Source organism: Brevundimonas staleyi (genome assembly GCF_041893865.1).
GTDB lineage: Bacteria > Pseudomonadota > Alphaproteobacteria > Caulobacterales > Caulobacteraceae > Brevundimonas > Brevundimonas staleyi.
Map to the genome: position 1 here is coordinate 1,282,070 of NZ_CP169082.1, position 22,657 is coordinate 1,304,726.

Below are 22,657 nucleotides of genomic sequence, written 5' to 3' on the forward strand. Positions count from 1 at the left end.
TGGCGGGCTCCTTCGCGGAAAGCCCACGCAACGACCGTGCCAACACGGTTAACGCCCGTCCTGACAGGGTTTCCGCCGGATTCACCCCGTTCCAGCCCGGCAAAACTTGCCGGATTTACACCTCGCGTTAACCAAACGGGCGCATCTCGGAGATTGGGATATTCCGAAGGCGTCGCCTGATGATCAAGCTTGGCAAGAAGAAGGAAGCGCCGGCCGGCGCGGACGACGCGACCAAGCTCGCCGTCAGCCATGGCGCCGAGGTCGAGGGCGAGGCCCCGGCCAAGAAGAAGCTGCCTCTCCTGTTCATCATCGCTCCCGTGGCCTTGCTGGTTCTGGGCGGCGGGGGCGCCGGCGCCTTCTTCATGATGCAGCCCAAGCCCGCGGCCGCCGAGGGCGAGCACGGCGCCGAGGCCGACAAGGGCGGCGGTCAAGGCGAGGAGAAGAAGGGCGGCGGCGGTCACGGCGAGAAGAAGGGTGGCGGCGGCGAGAAGGGCGGCGGCGAGGCCGATCCGTCGCTGGGCAAGATCGCCGAGGGCCCCGACGGCGTCACCTTCTTCACCCTTCCGGACATGGTGGTGAACATCCAGTCGCCGGACGGCCGCCCGACCTTCCTCAAGCTGACCCTGACGCTGGAGATGCACGACGCCGACCTGGCCTATTCGCTCCAGGGCGAGATGCCGCGCCTTCAGGACATGTTCCAGGGCTTCCTGCGCGAACTGCGTCCCGAGGACCTGGCCGGTTCGGCCGGCAGCTATCAGCTGCGCGCCGAGATCCTGCGCCGCGTGAACCTGGTCGCCGCCCCGGCCAAGGTCGACGCCGTCCTGATCGAAGAGATGCTCGTGCAGTAATGGCTGATACGGACGAACTCGACCCGTTCGCCTCCGCCGACGCCTTCGGCGAGGACCGCGCCTCATCGGCCGCGTCCGAACGCGTCCTGAACCAGGACGAGATCGACAACCTTCTGGGCTTCGATCTGGGCGACGACGACGGTTCCGAGCGGACCGGCATCCGCGCCATCATCAACTCCGCGCTCGTCTCCTACGAGCGTCTGCCGATGCTGGAGATCGTCTTCGACCGCCTGGTGCGGTTGATGACCACCTCGCTTCGGAACTTCACCTCCGACAACGTCGAGGTGTCGCTGGACAACATCTCCTCGATCCGCTTCGGCGACTATCTGAACTCCATCCCGCTCCCGGCCATCCTCGCGGTCTTCCGGGCCGAGGAACTGGACAACTACGGCCTGCTGACGGTCGATTCCAACCTGATCTATTCGATCGTCGACGTGCTTCTGGGCGGCCGTCGCGGCACGGCGGCGCTCCGTATCGAAGGTCGCCCCTACACCACCATCGAACGCGTCCTGGTCCAGCGGATGGTCGAGGTCATCCTGGCCGACGCCCAGGCCGCCTTCGAACCCCTGACCCCCGTCCACTTCAACCTGGACCGTCTGGAGACCAACCCCCGCTTCGCCGCCATCGCGCGTCCCGCGAACGCCGCCATCCTGGTCAAGCTGCGCATCGACATGGAGGACCGGGGCGGCCGGGTCGAACTCCTGCTGCCCTACGCCACCCTCGAACCCATCCGGAAGATGCTGCTGCAGCAGTTCATGGGTGAGAAGTTCGGCCGCGACAACATCTGGGAAGGCCACCTGGCCACCGAGCTCTGGACCACGGACACCGAGGTCCGCGCCGTGCTGGACGAACAGTCCGCCCCGCTCTCGACCGTGCTCAATCTGAAGGTCGGCGACACCTTCATGCTCAACGCCACGCCGGACTCCGACGTCTCGATCCGCTGCGGTCCGATCCCGGTCACGACCGGCAAGATGGGCCGCAAGGGCCAGCATATCGCCGTCAGGGTGGAGGCGCCGATCTCGATCGAGGCCGCCACCAGCCTGACCAAGGGAAGGCGCTGACATGACCGGAATGATCCTCGACGCCATCCTGATGCTGCTGCTCGTGGCGGCTCTCGGCTACGGCGTCCGCCTCGAGAAGAAGCTGACCCAGCTGCGCGCCGGCCAGCTGGCCTTCGCCGGCGCCGTCACCGAGCTCAACGCCGCCTGCACCCGCGCCGAGAACGCCCTCAGCTCGCTGCGCGCCTCGGGCGAGGAGGCGGACCTGCTGCACGACCGCATCATCAAGGCCCGCGCCCTGAAGACCGATCTGGAACAGCTGATGGCCCGCAGCGGCCGCAGCGCTTCTCCCTCCCCCTCGGGGGAGGGTGGTCGTACCCCCGACTTGATCGGGGGGGAGACCGGGTGGGGGCGGCAAGGCGAGCCAGACTCCGCCGACCGTGTCCGCGTCGCGGCGCCCCCCCCACCCGGTCGCTCCGCGACCACCCTCCCCCGAGGGGGGAGGGAGAACGTCAGCACGGCCGCTCCGGTCGCCGCCGACCCCGACGATCGCGCCTTCCGCATGGCCGCTCTGGCCGAGCGCATCCACGGCATCGCCGCCCCGGCCCCCGCCGCGGCCGGCGCCGGCAACGTCCAGGCCATCCTGCACGCCCTGACCGCTAACCAAGCCGCGAAGCAATCCCTCAACCGTGCTCGCGTAAACCTCGCCACCGACGACGACCTGTTCGCCGCTTAAAATCTCTTCCGGATTCCTGACCTTATGGCCAAGCTGCCCCGCCTCCTGCCCCTGATCGCCGTCGCCATCGGCGGGGTCGTGGCCGTGCGCGCCGTGGGCGCCGGGCCCGACATCTTCCAGGGCGCCCGCGCCTGGGCCGAGACCGCGACCGAGGCCGCGGGCGAAGCCGTGGCCCCCGACGCCGCCAAGCCGCCGCCCGCCGTCTGCGCCCTGTCGCCCGAGCAGCTGGCGCAACAGGCCGGCATCTCCCCGGCCGAACTTCGCATCATCCAGTCGCTCAGCGCCCGCCGCACCGAGCTGGACGCTCGCGACGCCGACTTCGCCACGACGCTTCCGCTGATGGTCGCCGCCGAACAGAAGCTGGACGCCAAGATCACGGCGCTGAACGCCATCAAGGCCGAGGTCCAGGGTCTGCTCGGCCAGGTGGACGAGCGCGAGGCCGCCGAGACCGCCCGCCTGGTCGCCGTCTATTCCGCCATGCGCCCGCGCGAGGCCGCCGCCGTCTTCACCACGCTGGACGACAGCGTCCGCCTGCCCATCGCCGCAGCCATGCGTCCGCGCGGCCTCTCGGCCATCCTGGCCCAGATGCAGCCCGCCGCCGCCCGCGAACTGACCGAGAAACTGGCCCGCCGCTTCCAGGCCCAGCAACTGGCCGCCCGCGCCGCCGCCGCCTCGGCTCCGGTCACCCCGGCCGAGGCCCAGCAGGCCGCCGCCACGCCGGCCGTGAACGCGCCCGCCGCCAGCGCTCCGGCCCCGACCCAGACCGCCGCGCCCGCCGCGACCACCCCGCCGACGGCCCAGCCCGCCGCCAACCGCGCCCCGGCTCGCCAGCCCGCGCGTCAACCGGCCCGCCAGACCCCGCGCGCCGCCGCCCCGGCCGCGACGCCGCCCGCCCCGACCGGGCCCCAGCCCTACCAGCCTGCCGAAGGCGCCGGCGGCGGCAACCCGTCCGCCCCGCGCCAGTCGGTGCAATAGGGCTCATCCCTACATCAGTGCACCCCAGCGAAGGCTGGGGTCCAGATCACGGATTCAGGCGGCTTGGAAAAGCACCAGAGCGTCTGACCGCCCTCTGAGTTTTCCATCTGGACCGCAGCCCTTGGTTTATCCTCGGGCCGGCATTGCGGGACCCGGGGGCTGGGGTGCACGGTGAGAAAAACAGGGAGCGACACATGGCCTTCGACTTCACCGGCAAGACCGTCATGGTCTTCGGCGGCACCTCCGGCATCAACCTCGGCATCGCCAGGGCCTTCGCCAAGGCCGGGGCCAAACTCGCTGTCGCCAGCCGTAGCCAGGACAAGGTCGACGCCGCCGTCGCACAGCTCTCCGGCCAGACCCCGGCCCTGGGCTACAGCCTGGACGTCCGCGACTTCGACGCGGTGAAGGCCGCCGTCGCCGACTTCCGCGAGAAGCGCGGCACCATCGACGTCCTCGTCTCCGGCGCGGCCGGCAACTTCCCGGTCCCTGCCGCCGCCCTCAGCTCCAACGGCTTCAAGACCGTCACCGACATCGACACCCTGGGCACCTTCCATGTGCTCCGGGCGGCCCACGAACACCTGACCAAGCCGGGCGCCTCGATCATCAACATCACCGCGCCCCAGGCCTGGATCCCCATGGCGCTTCAGGTCCACGTCTGCGCCGCCAAGGCCGGCGTCGACATGATCACGAAGACCCTGGCCATCGAATGGGGCGGGGAGGGGGTGCGGGTGAACTCCGTCTCGCCCGGTCCCATCGACGGCACCGAGGGCATGGACCGTCTGGCCCCGACGCCCGAGGCCAAGGTCGCCGCCGCCCGCGCCGTGCCGCTGAACCGGCTGGGCACGGTCGATGACGTCGCCGACGTCTGCCTGTTCCTGGCCTCCGACTACGCCCGCTACGTCTCCGGCGTCGTCCTGCCCGCCGACGGCGGCTGGAGCGTCGGGCGCGGCTTCGCCGGCCTCGGCTGAGCCCTTCGACGTTGTCGGATCGAGCGGGGGCGGCTATGCACCCCCGCTCAAGTTTCTCGAAGGCCCCGCCATGTCCGACACGCCCCCCGACCGCCTCTCGGTCAACCCGAGCAGCAAATACTATGACGCCGAACTGCTGCAGCGCGGCGTGGGCGTGCGCTTCAAGGGCGAGGAAAAGACCAACGTCGAGGAATACTGCGTCTCGGAAGGCTGGGTCCGCCTCGCCGTCGGCAAGGCCGTCGACCGCAAGGGCAACGCCCTGACCGTCAAACTGCAAGGCACGGTCGAGCCGTACTTCCAGAGCGAGGCTGAAGAGGCAGAGGGCTAAGCGCCCTTCACCAGCACATCCGTGCACCCCAGCGAAGGCTGGGGTCCAGACCCAGACTCAGACGGGTGGGGCGCCCCACCGGTCACTCTGATCCGGCAGCCATGTCCTCCATCTGGACCCCAGCCTTCGCTGGGGTGAACGGCTAGAGATCGAGTGAGGAATTATTTCCCTCTCGCCTCTTGCGCCTTCACAGACCGACCCCATTTGCCAAGGTCGGTCTTTGACATGTCCATCACGGCTTCAGCCCCGCCAGGCCCACGCGAAAATTTCGCATAATCTGGCACTCCGCCGCGCGCCTTCACGCTTAACGCACTGATTTCACTCAGTTGGCACGTGGCACGTGGCACTCCATTTTCGGAAACAGTGCCAAATCCTCACACCAGGGCGATCGCCGACATCAGCCGCCCGAAATCCGGCTCGCCCCGCTGGAACGCCCGCCGGTTCGAATAGAAGGCCGCCTCGTCCGCACAGGTGTCGTGCCCGGTCCAGGCGGCCTCGCCGACCCCCGCCTGCTCCAGCCGCCACAGGACGAAGCCCGGCAGGTCGAACATCCGCTTCTCGGCCGTCGTCCCGGCGATGAAGAACCGCTCCGATCCCGGATCGTGGTGGGAAAACCGCTCCTCGAAATCGGCCCCGACCTCATAGCTGGCCTGGGCGATGCACGGCCCGACCACGGCGACGATCCGCCCCGGCTTCGCCCCGAGGGCCTCCATCGCCGCTACCGCCGAATGGACGACCCCGCCCAGCGCGCCCTTCCAGCCCGCATGGACCGCGCCCACGACCCGCGCCTCGGCATCCGCCAGCAGCACCGGCGCGCAGTCGGCCGTCAGCACGCCGGGGATCACCCCCGCCGTCGCCGTCACAACCGCGTCCCCCTCCGGCCGCTCGCCGGCCCAGGGGCCTTCCGCCACCCGCGTGATCGCCGAATGGATCTGGTAGCAGGCCGCCAGATCGTCGGACCCGCCGCCCATGTGCGCCGCGATCCGCCGCCGGTTCTCGGCCACCGCCTCCGGGGCGTCCGACGACCCCAGGCCGGTGTTCAGCCCCGCATAGAGCCCCGTCGAGACCCCGCCCTGCCGCGTGAAGAAGCCGTGGCGAACGCCTTCGCGCTCCAGCAGCGGATGGGTGATCGGCGTCAGGTCGCTCATGCCTCAAACCCCGGTACGCTCAGGCTGCGGGGCGAGAAGATCGCCGCCGCCTTGAACAGCTCGCCCATCTGGTCGGGCGCGATCAGTCGGTCCAACTGGCGCGCGATCACCGGCGCCGAGGCTGGCCTTGCCGAAGACAACCGTTCGGCCCGCGCTTCGATCCCCAGCCGCCTCAGGAACGCGCCCTGACCCAAGCAGCCGGTGACGTCCGCGCCCGACCGGATCGCTGCCTCCAGCACCGCCGGGAAATCCGCCCACTGGGTCAGGTCCGCCTCGCCGGGCTTCTCCAGCACATCGACCTTGGAGTGCCGCCACAGGCCTTGCAGCGTATCGCCCGGCCCTGGACGGTCCCGCCCATAGTCGATCAGCAGCGCCGCTCCCGACGCCTGATGCACTAGGGCCCCCAGGTCCCGCCCGAAGGCCGCCTGCTGCTCCGAGATCTCGATGACCTGACCGGGCTCGATCTCATAGGGCGGCTTGTCGAAGCCCCCGCTGATCCCCACCAGCCCGAACGTCAGCCCACCCTCGTCGGTGACCCCGACCCGCCGCTCGGCCCACCCGCCCTCGGTCCGCACGAACTGGCGGGCGGGCAGACAATCCAGCACCTCGTTGGCGATCAGGATGACCGGCGCGTCGGTCTCCACCTGGGTCAACGAACTGACCCAGCGCGGCGAGACATCGGCCTGGCTCAGCCGCCGCTCCTGCACCTGCCGCAACGGCCCCGACGGCTCGATCAGGATCAGGTCGCAGGCCTCCAGGAACCCCGGCGCGACCCGCGCGGCCCTGAGCGCATCGTCCATCAGGGTCCCGTCGCCCGGCCCCACCTCCACGAACCGGAACCGCTCCGGCGCCCCCAGCCGATGCCAGGTCTCCACGGCCCACAGGCCGATCAGTTCTCCGAACATCTGGCTGACCAGGGGCGCGGTGATGAAGTCCCCCTGAGCCCCCAGGGCCGGCCGCGTCGCATAGTAGCCCTCGGCCGGATCGTGCAGGCACCGGGTCACATAGTCGGCGACCGTCATCGGCCCGGTCAGGGCGATCTCCCGCGCCAGCCGCTCCTTCAGGCTCATCAGGCTGCGGCGACCGGCGGCCGCTTCCACGCCCGTTGGATCAGCCAGAGACCGACCAGGATCATCGGGATCGACAGCATCATCCCCATGGTCAGGCCCAGAGGGAAATGCTCCATCCCGGCGTCCGGCTGGCGAACGTTCTCCAGAAGCGCCCGCGACGCGCCGTAGCCGACCAGGAACAGGCCGGTGACATAGCCGGGCTTGGCCAAGAGCTTCCACTTCCAGATCGCCAGACCCAGGATGATGAACAGCAAGAGGCCTTCCAGCCCCGCCTCGTATAGCTGGCTGGGGTGGCGGGGTTCATTCCCGGCGGGGCAGAAGCCGTACATCTGCTCGATGCGGGCGTTGCAGAACCGGATGGCCCACGGGACATCCGTCGTCCGGCCCCACAGCTCCCCGTTCACGAAGTTGGCCAGCCGCCCGAAGAACAGGCCGATCGGCGCCGCCGCCAGGGCCATGTCGCCGATGCTCAGCGCATTGGCCTTGGTCCGCCAGGCGTAGACCAGCACCGCCAGGGTGCAGCCCAGCATCCCGCCGTGGAACGACATTCCGCCGGTCCACAGCTGGAACAGCTCCAGCCGCTCCGCGAGGTCGGCGCCCGTGAACAACTGGGCGAACATCACGGGCTTGTAGAAGAGGGCGTAGCCGATCCGGCCGCCCAGGATGATGCCCAGCGTGATCCACAGGATCAGGTCGTCCAGCTGCGGCCCCGTCAGCGGCGGCTTGCCCGGCGCCCAGACCCGTTCGGTCTTCAGGATCTGCGCCGCATAGATCCAGCCCAGCACGATCCCGGCCACATAGGCCAGGGCGTACCAGCGGATGGGCAGGGGCCCCAGGTGGATCAGGACGGGATCGAACTCGGGAAAGGGCAAGCCAGTCGCTCCTGCGAAGGTTTCCCTCGCCCCTTAGCAAGCGCCGATGCGTCGCGCGAGCGTGACACGTTTATGCCCCGATTGCCCCCGATCGAGGGGTGTCTGGAAAGGTTTCGTTCACCATATCAGGCAACCCTCCCTTAACCACCCGCCGCCGGGCCGGAGCCTTTCGATGCAGACGCGCAACCCCTTCCTCGACGAGTTCGCCAAGCTCTCGACCAGCGCCATGGGGCTGGCCCAGGCCGCCGGCGAGGAGGCCAAGACCGCCTTTCGCGCCCAGGCCGATCGCTTCGCCGCCGAGATGGATCTGGTCCGCAAGGACGAGTTCGACGCCCTGAAGGCCGAGGTCTCGGCGCTCCGCGCCGAGCTGGCGACCCTCAAAGGCGAACCCGAAACCAAGCCGAAGAAGCCTCAAAAGGGAACGTCCACAGACGGAACTCGTCTCCCGGACGCAGCCGGTTGAGACGAATCTGCGAACACGCCTACCGTCAAATTCACAGGCGACACTGAGTCGTCGCCGCTCCTCCCACGAGATCGAGACCCCCGAATGGATGCTGCCGGACAAGAGGTCGATGTCCCCTACGATCCGCTGGACGTGGTCGAGCATGTGCTGAACGCCGAGAATCTTCCGTTCGACCGGACGGACGACGGCGATCTGGCCTTCGCCCTGGCCGGCGACTGGAAGGACTACGAGCTCTGGTTCGCCTGGCGGCCCGAGGGCGACTGCCTGCAACTGTGCTGCGCCCTGGACCTGCGCGCGACCAAGTCGCGGCGCAACGCCGCCTATGAGCTGGTCTCCATGGTCAACCAGCGGACCTGGATGGGCCATTTCGAGGTCTGGGCCGAGGATGGCGAGATCGTCTTCCGCCACTCCCTGGCCCTGCCGCATGGCGAGCGTCCGACCCTGGCCCAGGCCGCGTCCATGATCGACGCCGCCGTCGAGGCCGCCGACCGCTACTACCCGGCCTTCGACTTCATGATCCGGGGCAACAAGAAGCCCCAGGACGCGATCGACAGCTGCCTGTTCGAGACCGTCGGCACGGCCTGAGCCGCCGATGCGGGTGACCCTCCTCGGCCACGGCCGCCTCGGCTCCGCCATTGCGGAGGGCTGGCGGCTGACCGGAGCCGTCTCCGATCCCACCATCCTGACCCGCGCCGTCCCGCCGGTCTGCCCGCCCGAGACCCAGGCCCTGGTCGTCGCCGTGAAGCCCGCCGCCTGGCGCGAGGCCGTGGCGCCGCTGCTGGCGACCCTGCCGGTCGATGCGGTCGTGGTTTCCGTGATGGCCGGCGTCCTCGCGGATGATCTCGCCGCCGCCGCGCCGGGCCGCCCCGTCGCTCGCGTGATGCCGACGACCGCCGTTGCGCAAGGGCAGGGGGTGGCCGCGATCTGGTCCGCCGACGAACCCGCTCGTGCGTTGGCCCACCGTCTGTTCGACCCCATCGCCGACACCGTCGATCTGGACGAGGAGGCGATGCTGGACGCCGCCACCGCCGTCGCCGGTTCCGCCCCCGCCTTCTTCTACGCCCTGGCCCAGGCGCTGGCGGCGGCAGGTGTCGAGGCCGGACTGACGCAGGACGCGGCCGAACGGTTGACGCGCGGCGCCCTTCGCTCGGCCGGATCCGGCGCCGGGACTGACGCCTCTCTGGAAGACCTGATCGCCCGCATCGCCTCGCCTGGAGGCACGACGCGAGCGGGTCTGGACGCCCTCGTAGACGCCGATCTGAACGGCGCGGGAGCCGCGGCGGTTCAGGCCGCCGTCAGCCGGGCTCAGGCGCTCGCTCGAGGCGACTGAGGCCGAGAGCCGGTTGGCACTGTTTCCGAAAATGGAGTGCCAAAGTGCCAAAGTGCCAAAGTGCCAAAGTGCCAAAGTGCCACGCCATGGGTCGGCAAGTTTGCACTGTCGCGGGATTTTCGAGTGCAAGACAGTGCAAGGGAAAGTCCGCGAAAACAGCGGCTTGATGACTCACGGCCGCTGACAGTGCAGGCATTATCGGAAATGCCGGCCGCCGAGCTGCGCGGTTTGATTGCCTGACGTGTCAAAGACCGAGCCTCAGATGGAGACGCCGGGCGCGAACGCAAGGCTTGGTGAGGAATAAATTCTAAAGCGGGGGCCGGCCTCTATCTCGAGACCAGCCGCCCCGAGACGAGATTGCCGGCCAGCCGGTCATACGCCCGGTCCGCGTCCTGCCAGGTCGTGTAGCCCTGCACATCGGCCAGGGACGACGAATAGCGCGAGTAGCGGACCGGCAGGGTCTGGCCGTCCGCGGTGACGATCTCACCCTCGATGGTCGCGCCGCCGATGGAGATGCTGTCGATGATCGACAGGCCGGGCTTGTCGGCGGCCTGCTGCCAGGTCGGCCGGTTGGGCTTCAGGTCGGTGAGGACGAGGTTGACCGTGGCGCCTTGCAGGGCGTTTTCGCGGGCCAGACGACGTTCGACCACGCTCTGCAGCCGCTCGATCTGGCGATCCACGTCGCGTTGACCCAGTTCCTCGACCTTGTCGGTCAGGTCGCCGCCGACAGTGACGGTGACCTGCTGGGCCATGGCAGGCGCGGCCAGGACGGCGGCAAGGGCGAGGGGGGCGATGAAGGCGAAGCGACGCATGACGGTCTCCGATGTTTCCCTGTCCCTCTCAAGATGCGCTTGCGAGGGCTCTTTCACCAGTAGACGCCGCCGAAAGTGAACGGCCTTATCCGGGCAGGCGGATCAGGGCGCGCAGGCCCCCCAGATCGCTGCGCGCCAGGGTGATGTCGCCGCCGTGCCCGCGCGCCACGTCCCGCGCGATGGCCAGGCCCAGGCCCACGCCCTTGCGGTTCTGGTTGCGGCTCTCGTCCAGACGGCTGAAGGGGCGGAAGGCCTCCTCGTGCATCTCGTCGGGAATGCCCGGCCCGTCGTCCTCGACCGCGATCTCCAGCCCGCCGGAGGGCAGGGGCCGCGCCGACAGCCGCACATGCTCCCCGTGCGAGGCCGCATTGCCCGCCAGATTGGTCAGGGCCCGCTTGAAGGCCAGCGGTCGCAGCGACGCCGTCAGGGCGGCGGGAGCGGCGATCTCGACCTCGGCGCCGGCGCGCTTCACGTCCTCGCCCGCAGCCTGCAGCAGGGCGGAGACATCGACGGGCTGCGGCGCCTCTCCGGCCTCGCCCTTCGCGAAGGCCAGATACTCGTCGATCATATGCTCCATCTCGTCTAGATCGCCCTTCATGGCGCTCTGACGCTTGAACTGCGGGGCCAGGGCCAGTTCCAGACGCAGCCGGGTCAGGGGCGTCCTCAGGTCGTGGCTGACGGAGGCGAGAAGCGCCGTCCGCTGTTCGATGTGACGCTGGATCCGGTCGCGCATGGCCAGGAAGGCGACGGCCGCCTGACGGACCTCGCGCGCCCCGTGGGGCTTGAAGCTGGGTGACATCTCGCCCCGCCCGAACGCCTCCGCCGCCTCGGCCAGCCGTTCGATGGCCCGGACCTGATTGCGGATGAACAGGATGGCGACCCCCATCAGGAGCACCGTCGCCAGCATCAGCCACAGCACGAAGATATGGGCCTGTGTCGCCACCGCCCGCTCACGCGGCGCGATGATCCGAAGGACCCCGGTCGGCTGCTGCACCTGAATGTCGACATAGGCCGGATAGCGGGTCGTATCGAACCAGAAAGGCTGGTCCAGCCGCGCCGCCAGCGCCGCCTCCAGCGTCCGGTCCACCACCCCGATCGGCCCGCGCCTCTGTTCGTCGGGCAGGGTCGTGTTGGGCCGAAGGGCCACGGACAGCTGCATGGATCGCTCGGCCCGGTCGGCGATGGCCGCCAGGTTCGCCTCCGTCGGCTCGTCGCGATAGCTTTCGGCCGCCCAGGCCACGTCGCCGGCCAGCCCCTCGGACAGGCGCGCCGTCACCGTCTGCCAGTGCATGTCGAAGAAGGCCCAGGTCACCGCCCCCTGCATGATCAGGATCGGCAGGACGATGATCAGCAGCGACCGTCCCCACAACGACGTCGGCAGCCTGCGCTTCAGGAACCGCGCCAGGACGGGGAAGGGCAGCAGCCTCATGTCAGTCGGGCGCCAGCATGTACCCGATGCCGCGCACGGTCTGGAGATAGCGCGGGTTCTTCGGATCGGCTTCCAGCTTGCGACGCAGACGCGTCACCTGCACATCGACCGCGCGACCGGTGATGTCGGCCGTGTCCGGCGACAGGTCCATCCGCTCGACCGGCGCATGGGCGTGCAGGGCCAGGGTCTTAAGCAGTTGCGCCTCGGCCTCGGTCAGGCGCATGGGCGCGCCGTCGCGGGTCAGCTCGAGCCGCTCCAGGTCGAACATGGCGGTACCCAGCCGAATCTCGCGCGGCATGATCGGCTTGACCCCGGTGCGACGCAGGATCGCATCGATCCGCAGCGCCAGCTCCTTCGGGTCGAAGGGCTTGGACATATAGTCGTCGGCGCCGCGCGACAGGCCGTCGATGCGGTCCGAGGCTTCGCCCCGCGCCGTCAGCAGCAGAACCGGCGTCTTCGACAACTGGGCCTTGTTGCGGACCCAGCTGGTCAGCTCCAGCCCGCTCTCGCCCGGCATCATCACGTCCAGCACGACCAGATCGAACTCGATCAGCTCCATCAGACGACGCGCCGCGGCCGCGTGGGCGGCGCCGGTCACGCGATAGCCCTCGCGCGCCAGATACTCCTTCAGGAGTTCGCGAATCCGGTCGTCGTCGTCGACGATCAGCAGGTGACGACCGACGCCGGCGCCGGCCACGGGCCCTGAACGACTGCTGCTCATGCGAACATTCCGATGCGGATGGCGTTGACCTTCGGCGCTTCGGGCGTTCTAACCGGCAAATCTTCGCAGGAGACGTTGTTCAATGGCCTTGGTTCCTTTCGACGATCGTGACGGTTGGCTGTGGGTGAATGGCGAATTCGTTCCCTGGCGGGAAGCGAAAACGCATATTCTGACCCATGCCCTCCACTACGGCTCGTCGGTGTTCGAGGGTGAGCGTATGTATGGCGGCGAAATCTTCAAGCTGACAGAGCATTCCGAGCGTCTGCATCGGTCCGCCAACCTCTTGGATTTCGAACTGCCGTACTCCGTCGCCGAAATCGATCAGGCCTGCAAGGACACCTGCATCAAGATGGGGATGGAGGATGCCTACATCCGTCCCGTCGCCTTCCTGGGCCCGGAACAGGTCAGCGTCTCGGCCCTGAACAACAAGGCCCACGTCGCCATCGCCGTGTGGGACTGGCCCAGCTATTTCGACCCCGAGGTCAAGAAGAAGGGCATCAAGCTGGAGTGGGCCAAATGGCGCCGCCCGGACCCGGCCACGGCCCCGACGACGGCCAAGGCCGCCGGCCTCTACATGATCTGCACCATGTCCAAGAACGCGGCCGAGAAGCGCGGCTTCGCCGACGCCATGATGCTGGACTGGCGCGGCTATGTCGCCGAGGCGACCGGCGCCAACGTCTTCTTCGTGCAGGACGGCGTGATCCATACGCCTGACGTCACCCATATCCTGAACGGCATCACGCGCCAGACGGTCATCGACATCGCCCGCGCCAAGGGCATCGAGGTCGTGGTGCGCCACATCCGTCCGGAAGAACTGTCGACGTTCTCGGAGTGCTTCCTGACCGGTTCGGCCGCCGAGGTGACCCCGGTCCAGTCGATCGGCGACTACACCTTCACGCCGGGCGACCTGTCGCTGACGCTGATGGACGACTACGGCAAGCTGGTGCGCGGCATCAAATAGGCCGGTCTGATCGAGACCGACGAACGGCCCGGCGGCGACGCCGGGCCGTTTCGCATTCCAGCCTGCGACAAATAGGCTTGCGGCCCGGCGCGCAGTCGCGTTCAACCGGGAACGGACCCGGCGACGCCGGTGTGGGGAAAACCGTCCTTGTTCAGCATCCTGAACCTTCAGAGCCTTCTGGGGCTCGTCGTCATCGTCGCCGCCTGCTGGGGCCTGTCTGAAAACAAGCGCGCCTTTCCCTGGCGGCTGACGCTGGGCGCCATCGGGGTGCAGGCCCTGCTGGTGCTGGGTCTGTTCGCCATTCCGGGCTCGCAGAACGTGCTGGCCGCCATCACCGGCGCGGTGGACGGCCTGTCCCTGGCCACGACCGAGGGCGCCAAATTCGTGTTCGGCTGGCTGGCCGGCGGGGACCAGCCCTATCAGGTCACCAACCCGGCCGGGATGTTCACCTTCGCCTTCAACGTCCTGCCGATGATCCTGGTGATCTCGGCCCTGTCGGCGTTGCTCTGGCACTGGAAGATCCTGAAGTGGCTGACCCACGGGTTCGGCATCCTGTTCCAGAAGACCATGGGTCTGGGCGGCGCCTCGGCCCTGGCGGTCGCGGCCAACATCTTCCTCGGCATGGTCGAGAGCCCGATCGTCATCCGCGCCTATCTGGACAAGCTGACCCGGTCGGAAATCTTCCTGATGATGGTCGTGGGCCTGGCGACCGTCGCCGGATCGACCATGGTCGCCTACGCCACCATCCTGGCGCCGACGCTGACCAACGCCGCCGGCCACGTCCTGGTCGCCTCCATCGTCTCGGCGCCGGCGGGCGTGCTTCTGGCCCGCATCATGATCCCCGAGAAGCCGGGCGAGGGCGGTCAGGTCGCCGACTACGGCTCGGCCCTGAAATACGACTCGGCCATCGACGCCATCGTGAAGGGTACGGCCGACGGCCTGATGGTGGTGTTGAACATCTCGGCCGTGCTGATCGTCTTCGTGGCGCTGGTCGCCCTGGTGAACATCATGCTGGGCGGTTTCTGGCTGTTCGGCGATCACGTCACGGTGGAGCGTCTGCTGGGCTGGATCTTCATGCCGGTGGCCTGGCTGATCGGCATCGACTGGGCCGAGACGGGCAAGGCCGGCTGGCTGCTGGGCGTCAAACTGACCCTGACCGAGTTCGTCGCCTTCATCCGTCTGGGCGAGGTGCCGGTCGGGGAGATGAGCGAACGGACCCGCATGCTGCTGACCTATGCGCTCTGCGGTTTCGCCAATATCGGGTCGGTCGGCATCACCGTCACGGGCCTGTCCGTCCTGATCCCCGAGCGTCGGGAGGAGGTTCTGGGCATGGTGTGGAAGGCGCTGTTCGCCGGTTTCCTCGCCACCCTGATGACGGCGGCGGTTGTGGGAGCCATGCCCGCCTCCATATTCCGCTAAACCGGAGACGCCCTCGATGAAACTCTACGACAGCCACCGCGCCCCCAACCCCCGGCGCGTCCGCTGGGTGATGGCCGAAAAGGGCATCGAGGACGTCGAGATCGTGCCCATCGACATCATGTCGGGCGAGCACAAGACGCCCGAGTATCGCGCCAGGGTCGGCGTCCCCCACGTCCCGGCGCTGGAGCTGGACGACGGCACGACCATCTCGGAATCGGTCGCCATCGGCCGCTATCTGGAGGCCCTGTACCCCGAGCCCAACCTGTTCGGCGTCGACGCCCGCGAGCAGGCGGTGGTCGAGATGTGGACCCGCCGGTGCGAGTTCTATCTGGCCAACCCCATCATGCTGAACGTCCGCCTGACCCATCCGGCGCTGGCGGCGCTGGAAAGCTCGCAGCAGCCTCAGGTCGCCGACTACAACCGGGTCGCGGCCGAGCGGTTCATGCGGACGCTGGACCGGCATCTGGCCGACCATCCGTTCATCGCGCTGGACCGTTTCACCATCGCCGACATCGTGGGCGTGGTGGGCCTGGACTTCGCCCGCATCGTCAAATACCGCCCGCCCGAGGAACTGACCAACCTCGCGCGCTGGCTGGAGGACTGCCGCGCCCGCCCGGCGGCGAAGGTCGGGGTCTAGGTCCTCGGCGTGAACTTCTTGATGATGCCGGAGTAGGTCATCAGGCTGCGGTCGCCGGTGGTGATCTGGCCGCGCACGAAGATCAGGGAGCCGCCGGCGCGGACCACCTCGCCGGTCGATTCGACCAGTTCGCCGACGCGGGCGCCGTCGATGAAGGTGGAATCGAGCTGGACGGTCACGCCGTTCTTGCCCTCCATCTCCTGATAGGCCGTCTGGAACAGGGAGATGTCGGCGAAGGTCATCAGGCAGCCGCCGTGCATCCGGTCGCCGGCGTTCATGTGCTTGGGCTCGGCGCGGAAGGCGCAGCGCATGCGGCCGTCGGGGTCCGGCTTGAAATAGAAGGGCCCCACGGTCTGGTCGAAGGTGCCGTGCAGGTCGTAGGTTTGCCAGCCGGCGAACTCGCCCTCGGTGACTGTGATCTTCGCTACCATCCGAAACCCGCCTTCTTTTTGATCTTGCAGTGCAGCATATAGGCCCGATGAGCGATCCAATCGAAGCGGCAATTTTCGAAACCATTGCCAAGGCCAACCCCAAGGGCGTCGACGGCAAGTCCGTGGAGCCGGCCGAAGTGGCCAAGGTCCTGCAGCCGGAACAGTGGCAGCGGATGCTGCCCAAGGTCCGGGCGACGGCGCTGGGTCTGATGCGCCAGGGCAAGCTGACCATCACCAAGAAGGGCAAGGTCGTCGATCCGAACGACTTCAAGGGCGTGACCCGGCTGCGTCTGCCGACCGAGGCGGAGACCGCCGCGGCCCTGGCCGCCCTGCCGCCCAAGGCGAACGACGAGTTCGAGGATTAAACCTCTCCGCTCATCCCCGCGAAAGCGGGGCCCCAGTTCTTTCGTGAGGCAGGTTGCGTGGAATCGGCGTCCCGGAACATCTCCAAGAGCGGCGCGCCCAAAGCACTGGGTCCCCGCTTTCGCGGGGATGAGCGGGCGGGAGAGAACCTCGACGAGGTCCTGGAAGACATCCGCGCCTGCCGGGCCTGTCTCGGCGAGCTGCCGCATACGCCGCGTCCGGTGGTGCGGGTCTTTCCGGAGACCCGGCTCTTGATCTGCGGCCAGGCGCCGGGGCGGCGGGTGCATGAGAGCGGGATGCCCTTCACCGATCCGTCGGGCGACCGGCTGCGCGACTGGATGGGCGTCGACTACGAGGCCTTCTACGCCGATCACCGCATCGGGGTGGCGGCGCAGGCCTTCTGCTATCCCGGCACGGCCCCGAAGGGCGGGGACTATCCGCCGCCGAAGCGGTGCGCCGAGCTGTGGCGGCCCCGGCTCCTGGAGGCGCTGCCGAAGATGGAGCTGACGCTTCTGGTCGGGGGCTATTCCCAGGCCTGGGCCCTGGGCGACCGGGCGAAGGCCAATATGACCGAGACGGTGCGGGCCTGGCGGGAGTATGCGCCCGCCGTCCTGCCGATGCCGCACCCGTCGTGGCGGAACACCGCCTGGCTCCGACGCAATCCGTGGTTCGAGGATGAGGTCGTGCCGTATCTTCGCCAAAGGGTCGCTGGCATGCTCGCCGCATGATCCGCGCCCTGGCCTTCACCGTGATTCTGCTGGCTCTCGGGGCTTGCGCCACGCCCCATATCCAGCCGCCGCTGACGCCGCCCGCCGGGTTCGCGGGGCCGAGGATCGAGGCGGACGCCTTCGTCGTCGATGACGGGGGAAGGCTGCCCTACCTGCACTGGGGGCCGGCCGAGCCCCGCGCCATCGTCATCGGCCTGCACGGGATGAACGACCATTCGGCCGCCTTCCGACTGGCGGGGCCGTGGTGGGCCGAGCACGGCATCGCGACCTATGCCTACGACCAGCGCGGCTTCGGCGCCGCGCCGGGGCGGGGCGTCTGGGCCGGGGAAGAGCGGATGGTCGAGGATCTTCGCACCGTCGTCGCCCTGGTCCGCGCCCGTCATCCGAACGCCCGGATCGCCGTGGCGGGAGAGAGCATGGGCGGGGCCGTGGCCATCTCGGCCTTCGCCTCCGATCGTCCGCCGGTCGCCGATCAGTTGATCCTTCTGGCGCCCGCCGTCTGGGGCTGGTCCAGCCAGGACCCGTTGAACCGGGTCAGTCTTTGGACCACGGCGCGGCTGATGGGGTCGCGCTCGATCACGCCGCCGGACTGGGCCGTTCGCCGCTATCTGGCGACCGACAACCTGATGGAACTGGTCGCCAACGGGAACGACCCCGGCTTCATCCGCTCGACCCGGTTCGATTCCCTCTACGGCCTGGTCGACCTGATGGAGAGCGCGACGAACAAGCTGGGGCAGGTGAAGGGGCCCGCCATCCTGATGTATGGGGCGAACGACGAGGTCATCAAGAAGGGGCCGATGCGTCGGGCGCTGGACCGGGCGGGCGCTCCCGAGAACCTCAGGACGGCCTGGTATCCGGAGGGCTGGCACCTGTTGAACCGCGACTGGCAGGCCGAGGTCATGTTCCGCGACGTAGAGGCGATCCTGGCCGATCCGAATGCGGTCCTGCCGTCAGGGGCGGGGTCGGTGGTCGAGGAGCTGCGTCAGTAGCGACCCGGAGGTCGGCGCTCTGTTTTCGTCCGTTTCGTCCGGACGAACCGAAGCGGACAAAACGGACGAAACGGACGAGACCGCTTCGATGTCCGCACTCTCCGCGAACCGTGAGCGCCATTGTACGGGCGTTTCGGACTTGGCCAGACAAGAGACGCGAAACAGGCCGCTCAGGCAGGCGGGGCCGTGTTTCGGGGCGCCAGAAAGATTTTTATCCTTGACGTCGATGCGGGGTCGATCAGCCGCCCAGCATGACCCGGCAACGCTCGGCCTGGGGCGCCAGGGCTTCAACACGGTCGCCGAAGCCGGGCGAGTCCGGACGGCCCACGGTCTGGAACAGCATGTTGCGGACGCCGGCGACGTCGGCGGCCTTCTCTTCGGGCGTCCGGCCCACCGGGATCAGTTCGTCGGCCAGCCGGGAGGCGCGCAGGCCCAGGGTCCGCATCGGCCCGTCTTCCGGCTCCGCCCGCTTCAGTCCGATCAGGGTCAGCATCGCCGAGCACTGCTGGGCGACCCAGTAGCTGCGGGGAAAGGCGGGTTCGGCCTGCTGGATCATGGCGGCGGCGATCAGGGCGGTCAGCATGGAAGGGCTCGTCGTGGGCGGTGTTTCCGCAATGATATCATGCCCAGCACGGCGATTAACCCCGAATATCGCGCCGTTCACTTCGACACTTAAACCGCCGTTAACCACGCACGCGGCACTTTCTGCCTAGCGAGGGCAGTCGACGACCCCGCACAGTATCAGGCGGGACGCGTGGGCGGCTTCACGGCGGCATTGCAGAGATTTGGGATCGGGCGTCTGGCCATGATCCTGGGCGTAGGGGCCGGCGTCGCCGCCATCCTCGTGGCCATGATGATGCGCGTCGGTCAGGCGCCGGACGCTCTGCTGTATTCCAACCTCGACCTGCGCGAAGCCGGCGAGATCACCGCCTCGCTGGAACAGGCGGGCATCAAATATTCCACGCGCGGCGACGGCTCGACCATCATGGTCAATCGCGACGACGTCGGTACGGCGCGTCTGATGCTGGCCGGCAAGGGGCTCGTGAGCTCCGGTTCGGTCGGCTACGAGCTGTTCGACAACCAGTCGGTGCTGGGCCAGACCGAGTTCCAGCAGCAGATTTCCGAACAGCGCGCCCTGCAGGGCGAACTGGCCCGCACCATCATGTCGATGCGTGGCATCTCCTCGGCCCGGGTTCAGATCGCCCTGCCGCGCCGTGAACTGTTCGCCCAGAACGCCGCCGAGCCCACCGCCGCCGTCGTGGTCGGTCTGGGCGGTCGCGCGCTGAGTGCCGATCAGGTGCGCGCCATCCGCAACGTGGTCGCCTCGTCCGTGCCGAACCTGAAGCCCGGCAAGGTCACCGTGGTCGACGAGACCAACCAGACCCTGGCCGCCGCCGACGACGAGGAGGGCTTCACCTCCGCCACCGCAGAGGCCGCCAAGACCAATACCGAGGCCCAGCTGCAGGCCCGGATCATGAACCTGGTCGAGGGCGTGGTCGGTCCGGGCGCCGCGCGGGTTCAGGTCACCGCCGACATCGACATGAGCCGCTCCACCACCCAGGAGCAGAAATACGATCCCGACGGTCAGGTCGTCCGCTCGACCTCGACCAACGGCACCCAGTCCCAGAGCACCGAAGGCACGCCGGACGGCGGCGCCACGGCGACCAACAACGTTCCAGGCGGCCAGGCGCCGGGCAATACGCCCGCCGGTTCGACCGAACAGGCCAATACCGAGACCACCAACTACGAGATCTCGAACACCACGACGACCACGACCAAGGAGCCGGGCGAGGTTCGGAAGCTCTCGGTCGCCGTGGCCGTGGACGGCAAGCTGACCCCCGCCGCCGAGCCGGGCGGCGAGCCGACCTACACCGCCCGCACGCCGGAAGAGATCACCCAGATCGAGGATCTGGTGAAGGCGGCCATGGGCTTCGACCAGGCGCGCGGCGACCAGATCCGGGTGACCAACGTCCGCTTCAACCGCGACGCCCTGATCACGGCGGGCGGCACGGACGGCGGCTCGCCCCTGCTGAACTTCGACAAGAACGACATCATGCGCGGCGTGGAGCTGCTGGTGCTGCTGGTCACGGGGCTGCTGCTGATCTTCTTCGTCCTGCGTCCGCTGCTGAAGTCGGCGTCCGGCGCGGGCGGCGCGCCTGCCCTGGCCGGCGCCAACGGCATGCCCGTAACCTCGCTCCAGACCACCGTCGTCGGTGGCGCGGGCGGCATGGCCGGCCAACTGGGCGGCCCGTCCGACATGGACAGCCGGCTCGACATCGCCCGCATCGAGGGTCAGGTGAAGGCCTCCTCGGTCAAGAAGGTCGCCGACTTCGTCGAGGCCCACCCGGATGAATCGACCTCCATCCTTCGTAGCTGGGTTCACGAAGGCTGATGGCCAAACTCATCACCAAGAAGCAGTCCGTCGACGACGCCAAGAAGCTGACCGGCCCTGAGAAGGCGGCGGTCATCCTCCTGTCGCTGGGCGAGGAGCACACCCAGCTCTGGAAGAACCTCGACGACGACGAGGTGAAGGAAATCTCCCAGGCCATGGCCGGTCTGGGCACCGTCTCGGCCCAGGTGGTCGAGGAGCTGCTGGTCGAGTTCGTGTCCGGCATGTCGGGCTCCGGCTCGGTCATGGGCTCGTTCGACCAGACCCAGCGCCTGCTCGCCTCCTTCATGCCCGCCGACCGGGTCGACGGCCTGATGGAGGAAATCCGCGGTCCGGCCGGCCGGACCATGTGGGACAAGCTGGGCAATGTGAACGAGGCGGTCCTCGCCAACTATCTGAAGAACGAATACCCCCAGACGGTCGCCGTGGTCCTGTCGAAGGTGAAGCCCGACCACGCCGCCCGCGTGCTGACGGCCCTGCCCGAGGACTTCGCCCTGGAGTGCGTGCAGCGGATGCTGCGCATGGAGCCGGTGCAGCGCGAGATCCTGGACAAGATCGAACAGACCCTGCGCGTCGAGTTCATGTCCAACCTGGCCCGCACCTCCAAGCGCGACAGCCACGAGGCGATGGCGGACATCTTCAACTCGTTCGACCGCCAGACCGAGGCCCGGTTCATCGGCGCCCTGGAAGAGCGCAACCGCGAGTCGGCCGAGCGCATCCGCGCCCTGATGTTCGTGTTCGAGGACCTGAACAAGCTGGACCCCGGCGGGGTGCAGACCCTGTTGCGGTCGGTGGAGAAGGATTCCCTGGGTCTGGCCCTGAAGGGCGCGTCGGAGACCCTGCGCGAAATGTTCTTCACCAACATGTCCGAGCGCGCGTCCAAGATCATGCGCGAGGACATGGAATCCATGGGCCCGGTGCGTCTGAAGGACGTCGACACCGCCCAGATGGCCATGGTGCAGGTCGCCAAGGACCTGGCGGCGCGCGGCGAGATCATGCTGGCCGGCGCGTCCGGCGACGATGAGCTGATCTACTGATGACCGATCACGCCCCCCTGAACGCGCGGCCCTTCTCCTTCGACACCGAGTTCGACGGATCGGGATCGGTCGTGCGCGCGTCCGACTTCCGCCCGACCAAGCGCGCCTACATGCCGTCCGAGGTCGAGGCCCTGGTCGCCCAGGCCCGGTTCGAGGCGCGCGAGGCCGCCCTGGCCGAGGCCGCCAGCATCGAGGCCATGGCCGTCGCCGCCATCGGCCAGGCCATGGGGCAGGCGATCCCTGCGCTGGCCCATGTCGCCCAGACCCATCGCGAACAGTCCGCCGCCCTGGCGCTGGCCGCCGCCCGTGTCATTGCGGCCGCCGCCCTGGAGCGCCTGCCGATCGGGCCGCTGCAATCGGCGCTGGAGACCCTGGGGCAGGAGATCGACGGCTCACCCCGTCTGGTGGTCCGCGCCTCGGGTCTGGCCCCGGCGGTGCAGGAGAAGATCCAGGCCGTCTGCGTCGACGCGGGCTTCACCGGCATGGTGGCCTTCCGCGAGGACCCGGGCCTGCCCCTGGCCGCCTTCCAGCTGGAATGGGCCGACGGCCGCGCCGACTTCGATCCGGAGGCCGCCGCCGAGCGCATCTCCACCGCCCTGACCAACGCCCTGGCCGCCGAGGCCGGGCACGCCGAATCCCTGCCGCACGGGAGTGACTTCTGATGGCTGACGATCTCGCCCTGGAGGAGTTCCCCGACTCCACCGCCCTGGCCACGATGGACGAGCTTGGCGACAAGTCCGCCGCCGACCTGTCGACCGTCTTTGACGTGCCGGTGAACATCTCCGCCGTGCTCGGCAAGGCCCACATGACGGTGGCCCAGCTGCTGAAGCTGAATCGCGGGAGCGTGCTGGAGCTGGACCGCAAGGTCGGCGAGGCCATCGATATCTTCGTCAACAACCGTCTGGTCGCCCGCGGGGAGGTCGTCGTCGTCGAAGACCGCCTGGGCGTGACCATGACGGAAATCATCAAGACCGAGGATTCGGCCGTCTAGGCCGGGTCCTGCGT

Annotated in this window: 27 protein-coding genes; 19 read left to right on the top strand and 8 right to left on the bottom strand. The window is 68.5% G+C overall.

Features of this window, described 5'->3' with window-relative positions; all coding sequences use genetic code 11:
• Positions 1-179 precede the first annotated feature (179 nt).
• The 6 genes from ACETK8_RS06440 (at position 180) to ACETK8_RS06465 (ending at position 4,853) form a co-directional block, all read left to right on the top strand.
• Complete coding sequence (locus ACETK8_RS06440) at positions 180-848, top strand: flagellar basal body-associated FliL family protein (RefSeq protein WP_374038690.1); 669 nt, start codon at positions 180-182, stop codon at positions 846-848.
• Positions 848-1,909: a flagellar motor switch protein FliM gene (gene fliM, locus ACETK8_RS06445; RefSeq protein ID WP_374038691.1), complete on the top strand. Its 1,062-nt coding sequence runs from the start codon at positions 848-850 to the stop codon at positions 1,907-1,909. Before ACETK8_RS06440 ends, fliM begins: the two co-directional genes overlap by 1 nt.
• Position 1,910: 1 nt before the next feature.
• On the top strand, positions 1,911-2,582 hold the full coding sequence (locus tag ACETK8_RS06450; protein ID WP_374038692.1) for a DUF6468 domain-containing protein: 672 nt from the start codon (positions 1,911-1,913) through the stop codon (positions 2,580-2,582).
• A gap of 24 nt (positions 2,583-2,606) precedes the next feature.
• Positions 2,607-3,557: a MotE family protein gene (locus tag ACETK8_RS06455; RefSeq protein WP_374038693.1), complete on the top strand. Its 951-nt coding sequence runs from the start codon at positions 2,607-2,609 to the stop codon at positions 3,555-3,557.
• 194 nt (positions 3,558-3,751) lie between these two features.
• Positions 3,752-4,525, top strand: a complete 774-nt coding sequence (locus ACETK8_RS06460; RefSeq protein WP_374038694.1) for an SDR family oxidoreductase — start codon at positions 3,752-3,754, stop codon at positions 4,523-4,525.
• Between the two features lie 70 nt (positions 4,526-4,595).
• Positions 4,596-4,853, top strand: a complete 258-nt coding sequence (locus ACETK8_RS06465; RefSeq protein WP_374038695.1) for a DUF3297 family protein — start codon at positions 4,596-4,598, stop codon at positions 4,851-4,853.
• A 374-nt stretch (positions 4,854-5,227) separates the two neighbouring features.
• Here the strand turns inward: ACETK8_RS06465 and pgeF are convergent, their stop codons facing one another.
• Genes pgeF through lgt form a run of 3 tightly spaced genes read right to left on the bottom strand, consistent with a single transcriptional unit; the run spans position 5,228 to position 7,943 of the window.
• Complete coding sequence (pgeF, locus tag ACETK8_RS06470) at positions 5,228-6,001, bottom strand: peptidoglycan editing factor PgeF (protein WP_374038696.1); 774 nt, start codon at positions 5,999-6,001, stop codon at positions 5,228-5,230.
• Entirely contained in the window at positions 5,998-7,071 is a 1,074-nt protein-coding gene (locus tag ACETK8_RS06475) for a class I SAM-dependent methyltransferase (RefSeq protein WP_374039358.1), read from the bottom strand. Before ACETK8_RS06475 ends, pgeF begins: the two co-directional genes overlap by 4 nt.
• Complete coding sequence (gene lgt / locus ACETK8_RS06480; RefSeq protein WP_374038697.1) at positions 7,071-7,943, bottom strand: prolipoprotein diacylglyceryl transferase; 873 nt, start codon at positions 7,941-7,943, stop codon at positions 7,071-7,073. The genes ACETK8_RS06475 and lgt overlap by 1 nt, the downstream gene beginning before the upstream one ends.
• 172 nt (positions 7,944-8,115) lie before the next feature.
• On the opposite strand from lgt, the gene ACETK8_RS06485 reads away from it, so the two are divergent.
• The 3 genes from ACETK8_RS06485 (at position 8,116) to ACETK8_RS06495 (ending at position 9,736) form a co-directional block, all read left to right on the top strand.
• A complete protein-coding gene (locus ACETK8_RS06485) occupies positions 8,116-8,406 on the top strand; it encodes an accessory factor UbiK family protein (RefSeq protein ID WP_374038698.1) in 291 nt (96 codons plus the stop codon).
• 84 nt (positions 8,407-8,490) lie between these two features.
• Positions 8,491-8,991, top strand: a complete 501-nt coding sequence (locus ACETK8_RS06490) for a YbjN domain-containing protein (RefSeq protein ID WP_374038699.1) — start codon at positions 8,491-8,493, stop codon at positions 8,989-8,991.
• A gap of 7 nt (positions 8,992-8,998) precedes the next feature.
• On the top strand, positions 8,999-9,736 hold the full coding sequence (locus ACETK8_RS06495) for a pyrroline-5-carboxylate reductase family protein (RefSeq protein ID WP_374038700.1): 738 nt from the start codon (positions 8,999-9,001) through the stop codon (positions 9,734-9,736).
• A 326-nt stretch (positions 9,737-10,062) separates the two neighbouring features.
• Here the strand turns inward: ACETK8_RS06495 and ACETK8_RS06500 are convergent, their stop codons facing one another.
• The 3 genes from ACETK8_RS06500 to ACETK8_RS06510 form a co-directional block, all read right to left on the bottom strand.
• Positions 10,063-10,548 carry a hypothetical protein gene (locus ACETK8_RS06500; RefSeq protein WP_374038701.1) on the bottom strand — a complete coding sequence of 162 codons (486 nt, stop codon included), beginning with the start codon at positions 10,546-10,548 and terminating at the stop codon, positions 10,063-10,065.
• An 85-nt stretch (positions 10,549-10,633) separates the two neighbouring features.
• The gene (locus tag ACETK8_RS06505) at positions 10,634-11,977 is read right to left on the bottom strand and encodes an ATP-binding protein (RefSeq protein ID WP_374038702.1); all 1,344 of its coding nucleotides are present in this window, start codon (positions 11,975-11,977) and stop codon (positions 10,634-10,636) included.
• A 1-nt stretch (position 11,978) separates the two neighbouring features.
• Positions 11,979-12,698 carry a response regulator gene (locus ACETK8_RS06510; RefSeq protein ID WP_374038703.1) on the bottom strand — a complete coding sequence of 240 codons (720 nt, stop codon included), beginning with the start codon at positions 12,696-12,698 and terminating at the stop codon, positions 11,979-11,981.
• An 82-nt stretch (positions 12,699-12,780) separates the two neighbouring features.
• Between ACETK8_RS06510 and ACETK8_RS06515 the strand changes: the two genes are divergently transcribed.
• The 3 genes from ACETK8_RS06515 (at position 12,781) to ACETK8_RS06525 (ending at position 15,715) form a co-directional block, all read left to right on the top strand.
• Positions 12,781-13,659 (top strand): branched-chain amino acid aminotransferase, encoded by an 879-nt coding sequence (locus tag ACETK8_RS06515; protein WP_374038704.1) that lies wholly within the window; start codon positions 12,781-12,783, stop codon positions 13,657-13,659.
• A gap of 147 nt (positions 13,660-13,806) precedes the next feature.
• Entirely contained in the window at positions 13,807-15,078 is a 1,272-nt protein-coding gene (locus ACETK8_RS06520) for a NupC/NupG family nucleoside CNT transporter (protein ID WP_374038705.1), read from the top strand.
• A gap of 16 nt (positions 15,079-15,094) precedes the next feature.
• A complete protein-coding gene (locus ACETK8_RS06525) occupies positions 15,095-15,715 on the top strand; it encodes a glutathione S-transferase family protein (RefSeq protein ID WP_374038706.1) in 621 nt (206 codons plus the stop codon).
• Here ACETK8_RS06525 and ACETK8_RS06530 read toward each other — a convergent pair.
• Positions 15,712-16,146, bottom strand: a complete 435-nt coding sequence (locus tag ACETK8_RS06530) for a PaaI family thioesterase (RefSeq protein ID WP_374038707.1) — start codon at positions 16,144-16,146, stop codon at positions 15,712-15,714. The two genes, ACETK8_RS06525 and ACETK8_RS06530, sit on opposite strands and share 4 nt — an antisense overlap.
• A 47-nt stretch (positions 16,147-16,193) precedes the next feature.
• On the opposite strand from ACETK8_RS06530, the gene ACETK8_RS06535 reads away from it, so the two are divergent.
• The 3 genes from ACETK8_RS06535 to ACETK8_RS06545 all read left to right on the top strand — a co-directional run bounded on the left by ACETK8_RS06535 (position 16,194) and on the right by ACETK8_RS06545 (position 18,226).
• Positions 16,194-16,511 carry a DUF3253 domain-containing protein gene (locus ACETK8_RS06535; protein ID WP_374038708.1) on the top strand — a complete coding sequence of 106 codons (318 nt, stop codon included), beginning with the start codon at positions 16,194-16,196 and terminating at the stop codon, positions 16,509-16,511.
• A 105-nt stretch (positions 16,512-16,616) separates the two neighbouring features.
• Complete coding sequence (locus ACETK8_RS06540) at positions 16,617-17,237, top strand: uracil-DNA glycosylase family protein (protein WP_374039359.1); 621 nt, start codon at positions 16,617-16,619, stop codon at positions 17,235-17,237.
• A complete protein-coding gene (locus ACETK8_RS06545) occupies positions 17,234-18,226 on the top strand; it encodes an alpha/beta fold hydrolase (protein ID WP_374038709.1) in 993 nt (330 codons plus the stop codon). The genes ACETK8_RS06540 and ACETK8_RS06545 overlap by 4 nt, the downstream gene beginning before the upstream one ends.
• 238 nt (positions 18,227-18,464) lie before the next feature.
• Here ACETK8_RS06545 and ACETK8_RS06550 read toward each other — a convergent pair whose 3' ends face one another.
• Positions 18,465-18,809, bottom strand: coding sequence for a hypothetical protein (locus ACETK8_RS06550; protein ID WP_374038710.1), 345 nt, complete (start codon positions 18,807-18,809; stop codon positions 18,465-18,467).
• A 171-nt stretch (positions 18,810-18,980) separates the two neighbouring features.
• Here ACETK8_RS06550 and fliF point away from each other — a divergent pair, with 171 nt between their 5' ends.
• Genes fliF through fliN form a run of 4 tightly spaced genes read left to right on the top strand, consistent with a single transcriptional unit; the run spans position 18,981 to position 22,643 of the window.
• Positions 18,981-20,618 carry a flagellar basal-body MS-ring/collar protein FliF gene (gene fliF / locus ACETK8_RS06555; RefSeq protein WP_374038711.1) on the top strand — a complete coding sequence of 546 codons (1,638 nt, stop codon included), beginning with the start codon at positions 18,981-18,983 and terminating at the stop codon, positions 20,616-20,618.
• Entirely contained in the window at positions 20,618-21,652 is a 1,035-nt protein-coding gene (gene fliG / locus ACETK8_RS06560) for a flagellar motor switch protein FliG (RefSeq protein WP_374038712.1), read from the top strand. Before fliF ends, fliG begins: the two co-directional genes overlap by 1 nt.
• The gene (locus ACETK8_RS06565) at positions 21,652-22,314 is read left to right on the top strand and encodes a flagellar assembly protein FlbE (RefSeq protein WP_374038713.1); all 663 of its coding nucleotides are present in this window, start codon (positions 21,652-21,654) and stop codon (positions 22,312-22,314) included. The genes fliG and ACETK8_RS06565 overlap by 1 nt, the downstream gene beginning before the upstream one ends.
• Positions 22,314-22,643, top strand: a complete 330-nt coding sequence (fliN, locus tag ACETK8_RS06570; RefSeq protein WP_374038714.1) for a flagellar motor switch protein FliN — start codon at positions 22,314-22,316, stop codon at positions 22,641-22,643. Before ACETK8_RS06565 ends, fliN begins: the two co-directional genes overlap by 1 nt.
• The last annotated feature ends 14 nt before the right edge of the window (positions 22,644-22,657 follow it).

Coding starts and splice junctions, on each gene's coding strand:
- ACETK8_RS06440 (WP_374038690.1), top strand. CDS start 180: ATGATCAAGCTTGGCAAGAAGAAGGAAGCGCCGGCCGGCGCGGACGAC.
- fliM (WP_374038691.1), top strand. CDS start 848: ATGGCTGATACGGACGAACTCGACCCGTTCGCCTCCGCCGACGCCTTC.
- ACETK8_RS06450 (WP_374038692.1), top strand. CDS start 1,911: ATGACCGGAATGATCCTCGACGCCATCCTGATGCTGCTGCTCGTGGCG.
- ACETK8_RS06455 (WP_374038693.1), top strand. CDS start 2,607: ATGGCCAAGCTGCCCCGCCTCCTGCCCCTGATCGCCGTCGCCATCGGC.
- ACETK8_RS06460 (WP_374038694.1), top strand. CDS start 3,752: ATGGCCTTCGACTTCACCGGCAAGACCGTCATGGTCTTCGGCGGCACC.
- ACETK8_RS06465 (WP_374038695.1), top strand. CDS start 4,596: ATGTCCGACACGCCCCCCGACCGCCTCTCGGTCAACCCGAGCAGCAAA.
- pgeF (WP_374038696.1), bottom strand. CDS start 6,001: ATGAGCGACCTGACGCCGATCACCCATCCGCTGCTGGAGCGCGAAGGC.
- ACETK8_RS06475 (WP_374039358.1), bottom strand. CDS start 7,071: ATGAGCCTGAAGGAGCGGCTGGCGCGGGAGATCGCCCTGACCGGGCCG.
- ACETK8_RS06485 (WP_374038698.1), top strand. CDS start 8,116: ATGCAGACGCGCAACCCCTTCCTCGACGAGTTCGCCAAGCTCTCGACC.
- ACETK8_RS06490 (WP_374038699.1), top strand. CDS start 8,491: ATGGATGCTGCCGGACAAGAGGTCGATGTCCCCTACGATCCGCTGGAC.
- ACETK8_RS06495 (WP_374038700.1), top strand. CDS start 8,999: ATGCGGGTGACCCTCCTCGGCCACGGCCGCCTCGGCTCCGCCATTGCG.
- ACETK8_RS06500 (WP_374038701.1), bottom strand. CDS start 10,548: ATGCGTCGCTTCGCCTTCATCGCCCCCCTCGCCCTTGCCGCCGTCCTG.
- ACETK8_RS06505 (WP_374038702.1), bottom strand. CDS start 11,977: ATGAGGCTGCTGCCCTTCCCCGTCCTGGCGCGGTTCCTGAAGCGCAGG.
- ACETK8_RS06510 (WP_374038703.1), bottom strand. CDS start 12,698: ATGAGCAGCAGTCGTTCAGGGCCCGTGGCCGGCGCCGGCGTCGGTCGT.
- ACETK8_RS06515 (WP_374038704.1), top strand. CDS start 12,781: ATGGCCTTGGTTCCTTTCGACGATCGTGACGGTTGGCTGTGGGTGAAT.
- ACETK8_RS06525 (WP_374038706.1), top strand. CDS start 15,095: ATGAAACTCTACGACAGCCACCGCGCCCCCAACCCCCGGCGCGTCCGC.
- ACETK8_RS06530 (WP_374038707.1), bottom strand. CDS start 16,146: ATGGTAGCGAAGATCACAGTCACCGAGGGCGAGTTCGCCGGCTGGCAA.
- ACETK8_RS06535 (WP_374038708.1), top strand. CDS start 16,194: ATGAGCGATCCAATCGAAGCGGCAATTTTCGAAACCATTGCCAAGGCC.
- ACETK8_RS06545 (WP_374038709.1), top strand. CDS start 17,234: ATGATCCGCGCCCTGGCCTTCACCGTGATTCTGCTGGCTCTCGGGGCT.
- ACETK8_RS06550 (WP_374038710.1), bottom strand. CDS start 18,809: ATGCTGACCGCCCTGATCGCCGCCGCCATGATCCAGCAGGCCGAACCC.
- fliG (WP_374038712.1), top strand. CDS start 20,618: ATGGCCAAACTCATCACCAAGAAGCAGTCCGTCGACGACGCCAAGAAG.
- ACETK8_RS06565 (WP_374038713.1), top strand. CDS start 21,652: ATGACCGATCACGCCCCCCTGAACGCGCGGCCCTTCTCCTTCGACACC.
- fliN (WP_374038714.1), top strand. CDS start 22,314: ATGGCTGACGATCTCGCCCTGGAGGAGTTCCCCGACTCCACCGCCCTG.